The sequence below is a fragment of the Paraburkholderia sp. BR10954 genome (genome assembly GCF_040965775.1).
In the GTDB taxonomy this organism is placed as follows: Bacteria; Pseudomonadota; Gammaproteobacteria; order Burkholderiales; family Burkholderiaceae; genus Paraburkholderia; species Paraburkholderia youngii.
Genome location: NZ_JBFRCK010000004.1, coordinates 168,274 through 183,992, shown reverse-complemented (window position 1 = coordinate 183,992; position 15,719 = coordinate 168,274). Strand labels below are relative to the sequence as shown.

The 15,719-nt window shown below is 64.4% G+C and carries 16 protein-coding genes; 9 read left to right on the top strand and 7 right to left on the bottom strand.

From position 1 onward, the window contains the following. Positions 1-11: 11 nt before the first annotated feature. From queG to xerD, 3 genes are read left to right on the top strand one after another with little or no spacing between them, the layout of a single operon-like run. On the top strand, positions 12-1,322 hold the full coding sequence (gene queG, locus AB4Y34_RS08250) for a tRNA epoxyqueuosine(34) reductase QueG (RefSeq protein WP_176385087.1): 1,311 nt from the start codon (positions 12-14) through the stop codon (positions 1,320-1,322). A gap of 52 nt (positions 1,323-1,374) precedes the next feature. Then, the gene (locus AB4Y34_RS08245) at positions 1,375-1,845 is read left to right on the top strand and encodes a methylated-DNA--[protein]-cysteine S-methyltransferase (RefSeq protein WP_176105201.1); all 471 of its coding nucleotides are present in this window, start codon (positions 1,375-1,377) and stop codon (positions 1,843-1,845) included. Beyond that, the gene (gene xerD / locus AB4Y34_RS08240) at positions 1,842-2,792 is read left to right on the top strand and encodes a site-specific tyrosine recombinase XerD (protein ID WP_368715747.1); all 951 of its coding nucleotides are present in this window, start codon (positions 1,842-1,844) and stop codon (positions 2,790-2,792) included. The genes AB4Y34_RS08245 and xerD overlap by 4 nt, the downstream gene beginning before the upstream one ends. Positions 2,793-2,825: 33 nt before the next feature. Here xerD and AB4Y34_RS08235 read toward each other — a convergent pair whose 3' ends face one another. After that, complete coding sequence (locus tag AB4Y34_RS08235) at positions 2,826-4,388, bottom strand: class I adenylate-forming enzyme family protein (RefSeq protein ID WP_368715746.1); 1,563 nt, start codon at positions 4,386-4,388, stop codon at positions 2,826-2,828. A 137-nt stretch (positions 4,389-4,525) separates the two neighbouring features. Here AB4Y34_RS08235 and ybaK point away from each other — a divergent pair, with 137 nt between their 5' ends. Together ybaK and plsY are read left to right on the top strand one after the other, a co-directional pair. Beyond that, a complete protein-coding gene (gene ybaK / locus AB4Y34_RS08230) occupies positions 4,526-5,017 on the top strand; it encodes a Cys-tRNA(Pro) deacylase (RefSeq protein ID WP_176385093.1) in 492 nt (163 codons plus the stop codon). A gap of 142 nt (positions 5,018-5,159) precedes the next feature. Next, positions 5,160-5,795 (top strand): glycerol-3-phosphate 1-O-acyltransferase PlsY, encoded by a 636-nt coding sequence (gene plsY / locus AB4Y34_RS08225; protein WP_176385095.1) that lies wholly within the window; start codon positions 5,160-5,162, stop codon positions 5,793-5,795. A 98-nt stretch (positions 5,796-5,893) separates the two neighbouring features. Here plsY and AB4Y34_RS08220 read toward each other — a convergent pair whose 3' ends face one another. Then, entirely contained in the window at positions 5,894-6,379 is a 486-nt protein-coding gene (locus AB4Y34_RS08220) for a YajQ family cyclic di-GMP-binding protein (RefSeq protein WP_018421633.1), read from the bottom strand. 209 nt (positions 6,380-6,588) lie between these two features. On the opposite strand from AB4Y34_RS08220, the gene murB reads away from it, so the two are divergent. Continuing rightward, the gene (gene murB / locus AB4Y34_RS08215) at positions 6,589-7,671 is read left to right on the top strand and encodes a UDP-N-acetylmuramate dehydrogenase (protein ID WP_368715745.1); all 1,083 of its coding nucleotides are present in this window, start codon (positions 6,589-6,591) and stop codon (positions 7,669-7,671) included. Positions 7,672-7,806: 135 nt separating this feature from the next. Here murB and argF read toward each other — a convergent pair whose 3' ends face one another. Continuing rightward, positions 7,807-8,736 carry an ornithine carbamoyltransferase gene (gene argF, locus AB4Y34_RS08210; RefSeq protein WP_176105207.1) on the bottom strand — a complete coding sequence of 310 codons (930 nt, stop codon included), beginning with the start codon at positions 8,734-8,736 and terminating at the stop codon, positions 7,807-7,809. Positions 8,737-9,253: 517 nt separating this feature from the next. On the opposite strand from argF, the gene AB4Y34_RS08205 reads away from it, so the two are divergent. Further along, on the top strand, positions 9,254-9,601 hold the full coding sequence (locus AB4Y34_RS08205; protein WP_013090354.1) for a DUF3579 domain-containing protein: 348 nt from the start codon (positions 9,254-9,256) through the stop codon (positions 9,599-9,601). Positions 9,602-9,758: 157 nt separating this feature from the next. Here the strand turns inward: AB4Y34_RS08205 and rpsT are convergent, their stop codons facing one another. Continuing rightward, a complete protein-coding gene (gene rpsT / locus AB4Y34_RS08200; RefSeq protein WP_013090353.1) occupies positions 9,759-10,037 on the bottom strand; it encodes a 30S ribosomal protein S20 in 279 nt (92 codons plus the stop codon). Between the two features lie 474 nt (positions 10,038-10,511). Between rpsT and murJ the strand changes: the two genes are divergently transcribed. Both murJ and AB4Y34_RS08190 read left to right on the top strand, forming a co-directional pair. Next, positions 10,512-12,062, top strand: coding sequence for a murein biosynthesis integral membrane protein MurJ (murJ, locus tag AB4Y34_RS08195; protein ID WP_368715744.1), 1,551 nt, complete (start codon positions 10,512-10,514; stop codon positions 12,060-12,062). Between the two features lie 5 nt (positions 12,063-12,067). Beyond that, on the top strand, positions 12,068-12,910 hold the full coding sequence (locus AB4Y34_RS08190) for a SirB1 family protein (RefSeq protein WP_176110260.1): 843 nt from the start codon (positions 12,068-12,070) through the stop codon (positions 12,908-12,910). Between the two features lie 83 nt (positions 12,911-12,993). Here the strand turns inward: AB4Y34_RS08190 and AB4Y34_RS08185 are convergent, their stop codons facing one another. The 3 genes from AB4Y34_RS08185 to kdsB form a co-directional block, all read right to left on the bottom strand. After that, positions 12,994-13,752, bottom strand: coding sequence for a 3-hydroxyacyl-CoA dehydrogenase (locus tag AB4Y34_RS08185; protein WP_176121700.1), 759 nt, complete (start codon positions 13,750-13,752; stop codon positions 12,994-12,996). 260 nt (positions 13,753-14,012) lie between these two features. Beyond that, the gene (gene adk, locus AB4Y34_RS08180) at positions 14,013-14,678 is read right to left on the bottom strand and encodes an adenylate kinase (RefSeq protein ID WP_368715743.1); all 666 of its coding nucleotides are present in this window, start codon (positions 14,676-14,678) and stop codon (positions 14,013-14,015) included. A gap of 210 nt (positions 14,679-14,888) precedes the next feature. Further along, positions 14,889-15,683, bottom strand: coding sequence for a 3-deoxy-manno-octulosonate cytidylyltransferase (gene kdsB, locus AB4Y34_RS08175; protein ID WP_368715742.1), 795 nt, complete (start codon positions 15,681-15,683; stop codon positions 14,889-14,891). Between the last annotated feature and the right edge of the window lie 36 nt (positions 15,684-15,719).

Sequence of the window (15,719 nt, the reverse complement as noted above, 5' to 3'; positions counted from 1 at the left end):
AAAATGGCGTGATGAACCGAAGTCCGAAGTCCCCTGTTTCCTGCACGCCCGCATCGGCCGATGATGCCGTGCGAGCTTCTGATGCAACGTCCCGTTTCGATGAGGCGGCGCTTCGTGCGCTCGCGCTCGACATCAAGACGTGGGGCCGTGAACTCGGTTTCGGGGCGATCGGCATTAGCGATACCGATCTGTCGGCCGCCGAAGCGCCGCTTGCAGCGTGGCTCGAAGCGGGTTGCCACGGCGAGATGGATTATATGGCCAAACACGGCATGAAACGCGCGAGGCCCGCCGAGCTTGTGGCCGGCACGCGACGCGTGATCACCGTGCGCATCGCCTATTTGCCTGCGCGGACGCTGGAAGCAGAGACGGCTGAAGAGACGTATGAAGGGGCGCATGAACGCGCGCCTGAAAGCATGCCGCAAGACGTAAGGCCACCCCCGTCACGCGCGACACCCCGCGCGCGCGACTGGCGCGCGGCCGAGCACGCGCGGCTCGCGGACCCATCGACGGCGGTCGTGTCGATCTATGCGCGCGGCCGCGACTATCACAAGGTGATGCGTCAGCGCTTGCAACAACTGGCCGACCGGATCGAAGCGGCGACCGGGCCGTTCGGCTATCGCGTGTTCACCGATTCGGCACCGGTGCTCGAAGTCGAGCTCGCGCAGAAGGCCGGCATCGGCTGGCGCGGCAAGCACACCTTGCTTCTGCAGCGCGACGCCGGCTCGCTGTTCTTCCTCGGCGAGATCTACGTCGACATCCCGCTGCCGACCGACGCCGAAACCTCGCCCGAGGCCGCGCCCGAAACGCCGGGCTCGCATTGCGGCAGCTGCGCGCGCTGCATCGGCGCCTGTCCGACCGGTGCGATCGTCGCGCCGTACAAGGTCGACGCGCGGCGCTGCATCTCGTATCTGACGATCGAGCTGAAGGGCAGTATTCCGCGCGAGCTGCGGCCGCTGATCGGCAATCGGGTGTATGGCTGTGATGATTGCCAGCTCGTGTGTCCGTGGAACAAGTTCGCGCAGGCCGCGCCAGTCGCCGATTTCGACGTGCGGCACGGGCTCGATCGCGCGTCGCTGGTCGAACTGTTCGCGTGGAGCGCGCAGGAGTTCGATACGCGCATGCAGGGCAGCGCGATTCGCCGCATCGGCTACGAGTGCTGGCTGCGCAATCTCGCGGTCGGCATGGGCAACGCGTTGCGCGCCCCGCCCGGAGCTCTCGACGCCGACGCGCGCGATGCGATCGTGCGGGCGTTGAAGCAGCGAGCTGACGATCCGTCGGCGCTCGTGCGCGAGCATGTGGAGTGGGCGCTGGAAGCGGCGTAAAGTCGAGGCAATTCGGTGCCGGCAATCCGGCACGCTAGAGGAGCAGGCAATCATGTTCAACGCAGTGATCGATGCGCCGTTCGGCAAGGTCGGCATCCGGCTCGAAGGCGAGGCGGTGCGCGAGATCGTCTATCTGCCCGACTCGACGCGCAACGTCGCGCCCGAGACGCCGCTCGCACGCGAGGCGGCCGAACAGATCGAGCGTTACTTCGAGAGCGCGTCGGCGAAGTTCGAGCTGCCGCTCGCCGAGTGCGGCACCGCGTTCCAGCGGCGCGTGTGGCAGGCGATCTGCGACATCCCGCCGGGTGTCGTGCTGACTTACGGACAACTCGCAAAGCAGCTCGGCAGCGTGCCACGCGCGGTCGGCCAGGCGTGCGGCGCGAATTTCTTTCCGATCGTGATTCCGTGTCACCGCGTGGTGAGTGCGAGCGGCATCGGCGGCTTCGCGCACGACGGCGGCGACGGCTTCTTTCGCGACGTGAAGCGCTGGCTGCTCGCGCATGAAGGTGTGCCGTACGCATGAGCACGAGCCCCGATACCGCTGAAAACGTCGAAGACACAGCCGCCGTATCGCCGCTGTTGCTGACCAGCTCCGCATCGATCGACGCCTTTTGCGACGCGCTGTGGCTCGAACACGGCCTGTCGCGCAACACGCTCGACGCGTATCGCCGCGACTTGCGCCTGTTCTGCGAATGGCTCGCGCACACGCGCAATGCGTCGCTCGACACCGCGAGCGAAGCCGACCTGCGCGCCTACAGCGCGGCGCGGCAAAAGGACAAGGCGACCTCGGCGAACCGCCGTCTGTCGGTGTTTCGCCGCTATTACGCTTGGGCGGTGCGCGAGCATCGCGCGGCCGCCGATCCTACGGTGCGCCTCCGCTCGGCGAAGCAGCCGCCGCGTTTTCCGTCGACGTTGAGCGAAGCGCAGGTCGAAGCGCTGCTCGGCGCGCCCGACCTCGATACGCCGCTCGGCTTGCGCGATCGCACGATGCTCGAACTGATGTACGCGAGCGGATTGCGCGTGACAGAACTGGTCACGCTGAAGACCGTCGAGGTGGGACTCAACGAAGGCGTCGTGCGTGTCACCGGCAAGGGCTCGAAGGAGCGGCTGGTGCCGTTCGGCGAAGAGGCGCACGCGTGGATCGAGCGCTATCTTCGCGAGGCGCGCCCGGCGCTGCTCGGCCCGCGCGCGGCCGACGCGCTATTCGTGACGGCACGCGCCGAAGGCATGACGCGCCAGCAGTTCTGGAACATCATCAAGCGACACGCGGAGGCGGCGGGTGTGCATGCGCCGTTGTCGCCGCATACGTTGCGGCATGCGTTCGCGACGCACCTGCTCAATCACGGTGCCGATCTGCGCGTCGTGCAATTGCTGCTCGGCCACACCGATATTTCGACGACGCAGATTTATACGCACGTCGCGCGAGAGCGTCTGAAATCGCTCCATGCGCAGCATCATCCGCGCGGCTGAGCACGACGTGAAGCGCGCGGGCCTGCGCTCGCTTCACACCAGCTCGCGCAACCGGTGCTTGAGAATCTTGCAGGTCGATGCGGCCGGCAGCGCCGCGAGCACCTTCACCTCGGCCGGCCGCTTGTACGGCGCGAGCCGCTCGCCGCACCACGCGATCAACTCCGCGGGCGCGACCGTCGCGCCGGCAATCAGCTCGACGAACGCGATCACCTCCTCGTTGCCCTCGACCGCGCGTCCGATCACCGCCGACTGCACGACCTGCGGATGCGCGTTCAGCACGTGCTCGACCTCGGCCGGATACACGTTGAAGCCCGAACGGATGATCAGCTCCTTGCTGCGCCCGACGATATGCAAGGCGCCGTCCGCATCGCGGCGCGCGAGGTCGCCGGTCTTCAGCCAGCCATCCTCGGTGACGGTCGCGCGGGTCTGCTCGGGATTGCGATAGTAGCCGAGCATCACGTTCGGGCCGCGCACCCACAGTTCGCCAATCTCGCCCGGCGAGGCTTGCGCGCCGTCGAGTCCGACGAACTTCACTTCGACGCCCGGAATGACTTCGCCGACCGAGCAATCGGCGCGCGGTGCGTCGACCATCGTCTGAGATACGGTCGGGCTGCTTTCGGTCATGCCGTAGCCGTTGTGCAGCGGCAGACCGTACACGGCTTCGGCCTGCGCCTTCAACGCGGCGTCGAGCGGAGAGCCGCCCGAGTACGCGAAGCGCAGCCGCGGCGCGGACCATGCGTGGCCGTCCGTGTGCAGATGTTCGAGCAGCTTCGCGTGCATCGCCGGCACGCCCTGGAAGATCGACACCTGCTCGTCGGCGAGGGCGCGGCGCACCGCTTCCGGCACGAAGCGCGGCGCGAGCCGCAATGTCGCGCCCGCATGCAGGCTGCCGAGGCATACCGACGCGAAGCCGTACACATGCGAGATCGGCAGCACCGCATAGACGACGTCGTCGGGCCCGACCTGGCGCAGCCGGCTCGACACGGCCGCGATGTACAGCAGATTGCGATGCGACAGCATCACGCCCTTCGGTGCGCCGGTGGTGCCGGTCGTGTAGATCAGTGCCGCGCATTGGCTGTCGCTGGCGGCTTCGACGGCTTCGGCCTGCACGCTGCCGTCCAACGCATACGACCATGCGCCGACGTCCGGTGACAGCGTGGGTGCCGGTGTCGCTCTATGACGCTCAGCATGCTGGCACGCGTCGGGCGAGCTTTCGACCGCATACGCGACGACGCGCGGTTGCGCGTGCGCGCGGATCGAATCGAGTTCGGCCGCCGAGAGGCGCGCGTTCGACACCAGCGCCCACGCATCGAGCCTGGCGGTCGCGAACAGCAGCACGACCTGCGCGATGCTGTTCTCCGCGACGATCATCACGCGATCGCCGCCGCGCAGGCCCCATTCGCGCAGCAGCGCGGCGGCGGCATCGATGGCCTCTAGCAGTTGCGCATTGGTTAGGCGGCGCGCGTCTTCGATCAGCGCGACATGCCGCGGATCGCGTGCGGCGGCGAGCGCGGGAATGTCGCTGATGCGGGCGGGCAGCGCGGCGAGCAGCGCGGGGATGTCGATCGTGGAACGGATGGATGATGCCTGGTTCAACGCTGTCTCCTGGCTCTGCGCGGACTATCTCGCACCATGCCGGCATAATTTCGAACGATCGTGCCACAAGCGTCGAGCCCGCACAATTGCCGGTTCGGCAAATAGCCGTTGTGCAATCTCGCCATTACAATGCGCCGATGAGCAAATCCAGACACGTGTCCGAAACCCCCGCCACGCAGCTGCTGCGCCGTCACGGCGTCACGTTCGGCGAGCATCCTTACGACTACGTCGAGCATGGCGGCACCGCGGAATCGGCGCGCCAGCTCGGCGTCGACGAGCATCACGTCGTGAAGACACTGGTGATGGAAGACGAGCACGCGAAGCCGTTGATCGTGCTGATGCACGGCGATCGCACCGTCAGCACCAAGAACCTCGCGCGGCAGATCGGCGCGAAGCGCGTCGAGCCGTGCAAGCCCGAAGTCGCGAACCGGCACTCGGGTTATCTGATCGGCGGCACCTCGCCGTTCGGCACGCGCAAGCAGATGCCGGTGTATGTCGAGTCGACCATTCTCGAGATGGACAAAATCTGGCTGAACGGAGGGCGGCGCGGCTTTCTCGTCAGCATCGAGCCGAAGGTCCTCACGGATCTGCTTGCGGCGAACCCGGTGCAGTGCGCGAGCGTGGACTGACGCCGACGCGCCAGTTGACGTTTGCCTGAATGTTTTTCGCGCGGACGCCTTCGGTAAAATGTGCGCCGCCTTGTTTCGACGGGCGTACCCTGTTGCGGTTGGGGTATCGAATGTCAGACCGCGATCCTTATAAGAGTCCTAGATGCAAAACCTGATCGTCGCTGTCGTTGCCTATCTGATCGGTTCGTTGTCGTTTGCCGTGATCGTGAGCGCCGCGATGGGTCTCGACGACCCGCGCTCGTACGGCTCGGGCAACCCGGGCGCCACCAACGTGCTGCGCAGCGGCAGCAAGAAGGCCGCGATTCTGACGCTGATCGGCGACGCCTTCAAGGGCTGGCTGCCGGTGTGGCTGGTCGTGAATTTCGGCGCGCGCTACGGGCTCGACGAGCGCTCGATCGCGATTGCGTCGCTTGCGGTGTTTCTCGGCCATCTGTATCCGATCTTCTTCCGCTTCAAGGGCGGCAAGGGTGTCGCGACCGCCGCGGGCGTACTGCTCGCGATCAACCCGACGCTCGGCGTCGCGACCTTGCTGACCTGGATCATCGTCGCGTTCTTCACGCGCTATTCGTCACTGGCGGCGCTGTGCTCGGCGCTGTTCGCGCCGCTTTTCTACGTATTTCTGTTCGGGCCGCGCATCGTTGCGCTCGCGGTTCTGGCGATGAGCCTGCTGCTCGTATGGCGCCATCGCGGCAATATCGCGAAGCTGATGAATGGGCAGGAGAGCCGTATCGGCGACAAGAAGAAGGCCGCCAGCCCGGCGGCGGGCAACGATCTTTGAAGTGGGCTGAGCCGCGTCGCCCGGCCTGAGGTGAAGCGGCTCGAAGACTTTGCGCGCGGCGCGCCGCGTTGCGTTGCAAGCCTCGCGCGCCGTGCCGCTTAGTCGCGGAAGTTGTTGAAGTCGAGCGGCGTGTCGGTCACGTCCTTGCGCAGCATCGCGATCACGCTTTGCAGATCGTCGCGCTTCGCACCGGTGATGCGCACCGCATCGCCCTGAATGCTCGCCTGCACCTTGATCTTGCTGTCCTTCACCAGACGCACGATTTTCTTCGACAGATCGCCCGACACGCCCTTCTTGATCTTGATGACCTGCTTGACCTTGTCGCCGCCGATCTTCTCGATCTTGCCGTAGTCGAGGAACCGCACGTCGACGTTGCGCTTGGCCATTTTCGACAGCAGCACGTCCTTCACCTGGCCGAGCTTGAAGTCGTCGTCGGCGTACGCGGTAATTTCGTTTTCCTTGTGCTCGACGCGCGCGTCGGACCCCTTGAAGTCGAAACGCGTCGAAATTTCCTTGTTGGACTGCTCGATCGCGTTCTTGACTTCGATCATGTTCGCTTCGCAGACGACGTCAAACGATGGCATTGCTTTCTCCCAATAGTGCGGCAGTGCGCGACGCGGCCGGTGGGCTGCGCGCGGGGCACTCGCTATAATCACGAACCGGACGTCATTTTACCGACGCCGCTCTCTTTTGCCCAAGGCCGCCGCGCGGCGCCGCTCGTGTCGTCAGGCGCGGTATTGGTCGTTTTTCGTTGTTTCCTGTCGCTCTGCGTTGTTGCCCTGCTGCCATTCCGATGCCCCAATCCGCTCTTGCCGCTCCCGTCGTCGCGTCTCTCCTGGCCGGCTATTCGCTGAAGGCCCACAACACGTTCGGCTTCGACGTACGCGCGCAGTTCGCGTGCCTGATCGAGCGCGAGGAGCAGTTGCCCACCGCGGTGCGCGATCCGCGCGTCGCGGGCCTGCCGCGCCTCGTGCTCGGTGGCGGCAGCAACGTCGTGCTGAGCGGCGACTTGGCCGGGCTCGTGCTGCTGGTGGCGCTGCGCGGCCGCCGCGTGGTGCGCGAGGATCAGCATGCGTGGTATGTCGAGGCGGCCGGCGGCGAGCCGTGGCACGAGTTCGTCGCGTGGACGTTGGCGCAGGGCATGCCCGGCCTCGAGAATCTCGCGCTGATACCGGGCACGGTCGGCGCGGCGCCGATCCAGAACATCGGCGCGTACGGGCTCGAAATGTGCGAACGCTTCGCGTCGCTGCGGGCGATCGAGCTCGCGACCGGCAGCGCCGTCGAACTCGACGCCAATGCGTGCCGGTTCGGCTATCGTGACAGCTTCTTCAAGCGGGAAGGGCGCGAGCGCTTCGTGATCACGTCGGTGACGTTTCGTTTGCCGAAGGCATGGCGGCCGCGCGCGGGCTACGCGGATCTCGCGCGCGAGCTGGCGGCGCGGGGTCCTGCGGCGAGCCAAGGGAAAGCCGATGGTGCCGCCCCGCAGCCGACCGCGCAGGCGATTTTCGATGCGGTCGTCGCCGTGCGGCGGGCGAAGCTGCCCGATCCGCTCGAACTGGGCAACGCGGGGAGCTTCTTCAAGAATCCGGTGATCGATGCCGCGCAGTTCGAGGCGCTGAAGCGCCGCGAACCGGAAATCGTGTCGTATCCGCAGGCGGACGGGCGGGTCAAGCTGGCGGCCGGCTGGCTGATCGACCGATGCGGCTGGAAGGGCCGCGCGATGGGTGCGGCGGCCGTGCATGAACGCCAGGCGCTGGTGCTGGTCAATCGCGGTGGCGCGAGCGGCACGGAAGTGCTGGCGCTGGCGCGGGCGATCCAGCACGAAGTGTTCGAGCAATTTGGCGTGGAGCTGGAGGCGGAGCCGGTTTGCCTATGAGCGGAAGCGCGCTCTTTTCGCGCTGACTGGCCGCGCTGAGCTTCACCGTCGACGAATGCACAAAGGCGCCGGGAGTTTCCTCCCGGCGCCTTTTTTGTAACGCGGTCCCAGCTGGTGCCTGGGCGAACGCCTCGCTCAATGATTGAGCTTGCCGAGCAGCAGGTATTCCATCAACGCTTTCTGCACGTGCAGACGGTTTTCCGCTTCATCCCACACGACGCTCTGCGGTCCGTCGATCACTTCCGCGCTGACTTCCTCGCCGCGATGCGCGGGCAGGCAGTGCATGAAGAGCGCATCGGGATTCGCGCGCGCCATCATGTCGGCGTCCACGCACCAGTCGGCGAAGGCCTTCTTGCGCGCCTCGTTTTCGGCCTCGAAGCCCATGCTGGTCCACACGTCGGTGGTGACGAGATCGGCGCCCGCGCAGGCTTCGTTGGGGTCGTCGAACTCCTCGTAAAACGGCGCGCTTTCCGCCGAGACGAGCGCACGGTCGAGTTTGTAGCCGGGCGGCGTGGATAGGCGCAGTTTGAAGCCCAGGATCTGTGCGGCTTCGATCCATGTGTACAGCATGTTATTCGCGTCGCCGACCCACGCGACCGTTTTGTCGCGGATCGGACCGCGATGCTCGAAGTACGTGAAGATGTCCGCGAGCACCTGGCACGGGTGATACTCGTTCGTGAGCCCGTTGATCACGGGCACGCGCGAATTTTCGGCGAAGCGCTGGATGATGTCCTGGCCGAACGTGCGGATCATGATGATGTCCACCATGCGCGAGATGACCTGGGCGGCGTCTTCGATCGGCTCGCCGCGGCCAAGCTGCGTGTCGCGCGTGCTCATGAACACCGCGTGGCCGCCCAGCTGGAAGATGCCGGCTTCGAACGACAGGCGCGTGCGCGTCGAATTCTTTTCGAAGATCATCGCCAGCGTGCGGTCGTGCAGCGGGTGATAGGTCTCGTAGTTCTTGAATTTGCGTTTCAGGATGCGCGCGCGTTCGAGCACGTACTCGTAGTCTTCCAGCGAGAAGTCCTTGAACTGCAGGTAGTGGCGAATTTTCTTGGCGGTCATGAAACAAATACGGCGGTCTCACCCGGCAGGGTTGCCGGACTGTGCCGCCGTGGGTTTGGTGGTAACTCAATCCAGCATAAAGGATTTCGCCCTGTTTGACGAGTCGGCTGGAAGGCTGTGAAAGCAATTAGAAAGCTGGTAGAAGGCGTCGTGTTGGGCTGCGCGGGGTCATCGGACGGTGCTTGTGTGCGCTGCGGAAAAGGGCCCGCTGCGCTATAATTTAAGGGTTATCCCATAGCCCAGCAGGCCGGCGTTTCGCATCAAGAAACGCGGCTGGCGCGGCGCGGAAAGTCTGTCACGGCGTGGCCGTCATGACAGGCGCCAGAGCGGTTCAGCCGGTTCGCCGCAGCGGTTCTCGTGGTGCGGCTCGTCATTGTTGCGTTAGCGCCAAGGTCCCACGCACGTCGCAGGTGGCTTCAAGCGCTTGCCGTGCATGCCGCTTGCGGTGAATTCGAGCGTGCAACCGGTGTCGCCGGTTGATCGTCATTCCGCTGGGCAGTCACACAGGTATTTCTACATGGCCGAAGCAGCTCCAATCGAATATTTCATTCAGGGCATCACGTCGACCGGAAAAAGATTTCGGCCGAGCGACTGGTCGGAGCGGCTCGCGGGCGTCATGTCGTCGTTCGGGCCCGGCGTGAGGAAGGGGCCGAACGCCTATATGCAGTACTCGCTGTACGTGCGGCCGACCATGATCGGCGATCTCAAATGCGTGATTCTCGATTCGCGGCTGCGCGACATCGAGCCAATGGCCTTCGATTTCGTTCTGAACTTCGCGAAAGACAACGACCTCCTCGTCACCGAGGCATGCGAACTGGAACTCGAGCATGCGCCTGCGCCGCAAGCCAAACGGCATGCGATCTGACGCAAGCTGGCCGGATCGGCAAAAGCAAAAAAACAAAAACCCGCAAGCAGCGGGTTTTTTTGTGGCTGGTCATCCGGCCAAAACAAAAAAGCCCGCCAAAGCGGGCTTCTTGTGCAGCGGAAACAGGAGCTAGCCCGCCGAAGCGGGCCGACTGGAATTACTGCGCTGCGGGCGCTTGCAGACCCTTGATGGCTGCAGCGAGGCGGCTCTTGTGGCGAGCTGCCTTGTTTTTGTGAATGATGTTCTTGTCGGCGATGATGTCGATGGTCTTCGACGATGCCTTGAAGATTTCGGCGGCCTTAGCCTGGTCGCCTGCGTCGATTGCCTTGCGGACAGCCTTGATAGCCGTGCGGAACTTCGAGCGCAGTGCCGAGTTGTGCGAGTTTGCCTTCGCGGCCTGGCGGGCGCGCTTGCGTGCTTGTGCGGAGTTAGCCATGACGGTTCCTTATCCTGTTCCTGTTTCCAGTACCCGGCCTTCAACGATGAGGCGAGGTGCTGCTTCTCGATCCGAACCCTTGGAAGCGATTGCCCAAGGGCGCAAAAGTGTCGAAAAAATCGATCGAACTACGCGAAGGCGGGCCCGTGTTTCCAGGCTTCCGGATGTATTGACAGGCGGCGCTGTGCCAACCTGAGAATCCCGTCCGAAGACCGTGCGAAAACTGAGCAAGCTTCGAAACCGACGATTATAGCAACAAAATCAGGCACGTGACAACGGGAAACGCGCGACGGCGTCGCAGTGACGGGAGTGGCGTCATGTTGACGCTGAAGTGCTGGCGCAGCACGGAAAGCCGCTGAAAATACAAAAATCGCACTTTCCAGCCGATTGCGGCGAACGTCCGCGCTGCAAATCGGTCCGAATCGCGTTCCGGCTCGTCGCCCGCATTAGCGGGACCCGTATAATAAGCGCCCCATGAATCTATTCCGAGCCCTGCTGACGGTCAGCGGCTTCACGCTGCTGTCGCGCGTGACCGGACTGGCCCGTGAAACCCTGATCGCCCGTGCGTTCGGCGCCAGTCAATACACCGACGCTTTCTACGTCGCCTTTCGCATTCCGAACCTGCTGCGCCGCATTTCCGCGGAAGGCGCGTTCTCGCAGGCCTTCGTGCCGATCCTCGCCGAGTTCAAGAACCAGCAAGGCCACGACGCCACCAAGGCGCTCGTCGACGCGACTTCGACCGTGCTCGCGTGGGCGCTCGCCGTGCTATCGGTGATCGGCGTGGTCGGCGCGTCGGGCGTCGTGTTCGTCGTCGCTTCGGGCCTTGCGCGCGAGGGCCACGCATACCAGCTCGCGGTCACGATGACGCGCATCATGTTCCCGTACATCATTTTCATTTCGCTGACGTCACTGGCGTCGGGCGTGCTGAATACGTACCGGAACTTTTCGTTGCCCGCATTCGCGCCGGTACTGTTGAACGTTTCGTTCATCGTCTCTGCGCTGTTTCTCGCGCCGCGCCTGCAAACGCCGGTCTATGCGCTCGCGTGGGCGGTGATCATCGGCGGCGTGCTGCAATTCGCGGTGCAACTGCCGGGCCTCAAGAAGATCGACATGGTGCCGCGCATCGGCCTGAACCCGCTGCACGCGCTCGCGCATCGCGGCGTAAAACGGGTGCTCGCGAAGATGGTGCCGGCGATGTTCGCGGTGTCGGTCGCGCAGATCAGCCTGATCATCAACACCAACATCGCGTCGCACATCGGCCCCGGCGCGGTGTCGTGGATCAACTACGCCGACCGCCTGATGGAGTTTCCGACCGCACTGCTCGGCGTCGCGCTGGGCACGATCCTGCTGCCGAGCCTGTCGAAGGCGCATGTCGATGCCGATTCGCACGAGTATTCGTCGCTGCTCGACTGGGGGCTGCGCGTGACGTTCCTGCTCGCCGCACCAAGCGCGATCGCGCTGTTCTTTTTCGCCCAGCCGCTGACAGCAGTGCTGTTCAACTACGGCAAGTTCGACGGCACCGCGGTCGTGATGGTGAGCCGCGCGCTCGCCGCTTACGGCGTCGGCCTGGTCGGCCTGATCCTGATCAAGATCCTCGCGCCGGGCTTCTACGCGAAGCAGGACATCAAGACGCCGGTGAAGATCGGCATCGGCGTGCTGGTCGTCACGCAGCTGTGCAACTACGCGTTCGTGCCGCTGTTCGCGCATGCGGGTCTCACGCTGAGCGTCGGGCTCGGCGCTTGCGTGAATGCGTTGCTGCTGTTCATCGGTCTGCGCAAACGCGGCATCTATACGCCGTCGAGCGGCTGGCTCAAGTTTTTCGTGCAGTTGCTCGGCGCGTGCCTCGTGCTCGCCGGCGTGATGCGCTGGCTTGCGATCAGCTTCGACTGGGTCGGCATGCATACCCAGCCGGTCAGCCGGATCGTGTTGCTCGGTGCGTGTCTCGTGCTGTTCGCTGCGCTATATTTCGGTATGCTTTGGCTGATGGGCTTCAAGTACGCGTATTTCAAAAGGCGAGTGAAGTGATCACCATGTCGCGGGTTCTCGATTATTTCAGTACGCTCGTCGCCGAAGACGAGAGCCTGCCGCTGACCGAGACGGCGCTCTCGCTGGCGCAGGACGCCTATCCTGACCTCGATCTGCAGTCGGTGCTCGCCGAGATCGACGAGCTGGTGCTGCGGCTGCGCCGCCGCATGCCAGACGACGCCGACATCCGTCAGAAGGTTGGCATCCTCAATCGGTTCTTTTTCCGTGAACTCGGTTTCGCGAGCAATCTGAACGATTACTACGACCCCGACAACAGTCATCTGAACGTCGTACTCAAACGTCGCCGCGGCATCCCGATTTCACTTGCGGTGCTCTATCTGGAGATGGCCGAGCAATTCGGCGTTCCGGTGCGCGGGGTGTCGTTTCCGGGTCACTTCCTGCTGCGCGTGACGACGCCCGACGGCGACGTGATGCTCGATCCGACCACCGGTCATTCGCTGTCCGAAGCGCAGATGGTCGAGATGCTCGAACCGTACGTCGCGTCGGCTGGGGATTCGGTCGGCCGGGCGCTGCGCATGCTGCTGCAACCGGCCACGCGTCGCGAGATCGTCGCGCGGATGCTGCGCAACCTGAAGGCGATCTATCTGCAAACCGAGCGTTGGCAACGACTGCTCGCGGTGCAACAGCGGCTCGTCATTCTGCTGCCGGACAATATCGAGGAAGTGCGCGATCGCGGTTTCGCGTATGCGCGGCTCGACTATCTGCGGCCCGCGCTCGAGGACCTCGAAAGCTACCTCGGGGATCGCCCCGATGCGGAAGACGCCACCGTGGTCGAGTCGCAGCTGCATGAATTGCGGCAGCGCACGCGGCACGATGGTGGTGAATAGCGCCGCGAGCTTTCACGCTGCATAGAAGTCAAACGCCTGCACATGTCGTACATGTACAGGCGTTTTTTATCGCCAGGCGCTCCTCACTTCGGCTGCATACGGATCGCGCCGTCCAGCCGAATCACCTCGCCGTTCAGCATCGGATTGTCGAAGATCTGCTTGGCGAGCATCGCGTATTCGGCCGGTTTGCCGAGGCGCGGGGGGAACGGCACCATCGCGCCGAGCGCGTCCTGCACTTCCTGCGGCATGCCGAGCAGCATCGGCGTTTCGAAGATGCCGGGGGCGATCGTCATCACGCGGATCGCGTTGCGCGACAGGTCGCGCGCGATCGGCAACGTCATGCCGACCACGCCACTCTTCGACGCGGAGTAGGCCGCCTGGCCGATCTGGCCGTCGAACGCGGCGACCGATGCGGTGTTGATGATCACGCCGCGCTCGCCGTTGGCGTTCGGCTCGTTCTTCGACATCTGCGCGGCGGCGAGCCGGATCATGTTGAACGTGCCGATCAGGTTGATCGAGATCGTGCGGGTGAACAGATCGAGCGAATGGGGGCCATCCTTGCCGACGGTCTTCGCGGCCGGCGCGACGCCCGCGCAGTTGACGAGTCCGCGCAGCACGCCGAGCTTCGTCGCGGCTTCGACGGCTTGTTGCGCGTCCTCTTCCCGGCTCACGTCGCATTTGACGAATACGCCGCCGAGCTCCTTGGCGAGCGCCTCGCCCGCGTCCAGATTCAGGTCGGCGAGCACGACCTTGCCGCCGTTCTCGACCAGCAGGCGCGCGGTGGCAGCGCCGAGGCCTGATGCACCGCCGGTGATCAGGAACACGTTGTCACGAATTTCCATGTCTTCTCCTTCGCTACGGTTGTTCAGTGCAGTCTGGATCGAAGCATTTTTTCGACGATCGATTGTAGCGGCTGTGCTGCGCTGCGGAAAGCGACGTGGGTCGCGGACATGCGAGCGCTAGGGAAGACCAACCGGTTCCGCTGGACGCTCCGCATACAGCGCTTGCCGTCGCGGTTGGCGCGCTGAGCCAATAAAAAACCCGCCCAATGTGGGCGGGTTTTGGCCGAACGCAAACAGCGGAAATGTTAGATCAATCCAGCTTACTTCAGCGCATCGAACGCACGGGCGCGAATTGCATCGACGCTGCCGATTCCCGAAATGCGGCGATATTGGGGCGCTTTCACCGAGCTCGACGCATCGCCGTTCTTCGCCCAGCTGTTGTAGTACTCGATCAGCGGCTTGGTTTGCGATTCGTACACTTCCAGACGCTTCTTGACCGTTTCTTCCTTGTCGTCGTCGCGCTGGATCAGCGGCTCCCCAGTTACGTCGTCGATGCCATCGACCTTCGGCGGGTTGAACGTCACGTGATACGTGCGGCCCGACGCGGGGTGCGAGCGGCGGCCGCTCATGCGCACGATGATCTCGTCGAACGGCACGTCGATCTCGAGCACGTAGTCGATCGCGACACCGGCCTGCTTCATTGCTTCGGCTTGCGGAATCGTGCGCGGGAAGCCGTCGAACAGATAGCCGTTCGCGCAGTCCGGCTGCTGCAGACGTTCCTTCACGAGGTTGATGATCAACTCATCCGTGACCAGCTCGCCGGCGTCCATGAAGCGCTTTGCTTCGAGGCCGAGCGGCGTACCAGCCTTAACGGCCGCGCGCAGCATGTCGCCGGTCGAAATTTGCGGGATGCCGAACTTTTCCTTGATGAAGTTGGCCTGAGTGCCTTTGCCAGCACCCGGTGCACCCAACAGGATCAAACGCATGGATATCTCCAGATCTATGTGAATTCTTTGTTTACGCAGCAGGCTTCCCGGCGATTCTCGCAGGCTCCGCATCGGCTACCGTTGGCTAGCTCGCGCTGCACGTCGAAATGACGGCGCTGCAAGAACCGCACGGCGCGACCGGGATAACCCGAGCGTCGCCTGCGCTGGGAGGCGCGCATAACGGTTCGATTATGCCACGGCTTCCCGCGCTCAAGACCCGAATAAAGCCCGTACGCGCGCGAGATCGGCGGGGGTATCGACGCCCGGCAACGGCACGTCGTGCGTGACGAGTACTGCGATGCGCTCGCCATGCCACATCGCGCGCAGCTGTTCGAGCGCTTCGACCTGTTCGATCGGCGAGATCGCGAGACTCGGGTACGTGCGCAGAAATTTCGCGCGATACGCGTACAGTCCGATGTGCCGGTATACGGCGGTGGGTGCGGGCGGCGCCGGCATCGACGCGACGTTGGGCCAGTGCGGCTGCCATGCGTCGCGCGCCCACGGGATCGGCGCGCGCGAGAAATACAGCGCGACGCCGCGCGCATCGGGCACGACCTTGACGACGTTCGGATTGAAAATTTCGGCGGGATCGGTGATCGGATGGGCGGCCGTCGCGATCGCGCAGTCGCTCGTCGTTGCCAGATGCGCGGCGACGCCGCGCACCAGCGCCGGGTCGATCAGCGGCTCGTCGCCCTGCACGTTGACGACGATCGTGTCGTCGCTCCACCCGAAGCGCGTCGCCACTTCCGCGAGACGGTCAGTGCCCGACGGATGGTCGGCGCGCGTGAGGACCGCGTCGAAGCCGTGGTCGTGCGCCGCGTCGAGCACTTCCTGCGCGTCCGACGCGACCAGCACCTGCTGCGCGCCCGATTCGCGCGCGCGCTCGGCGACGCGCACGACCATCGGTTTGCCGCCGATGTCCGCGAGCGGCTTGTTGGGCAGACGCGTCGACGCCAGACGGGCCGGCACGACGGCAATAAACGGATAAGGGGTGGGTTGGATCATCGGATCGGGAACGGGCGGCAATCAGGCCGAAGGAAG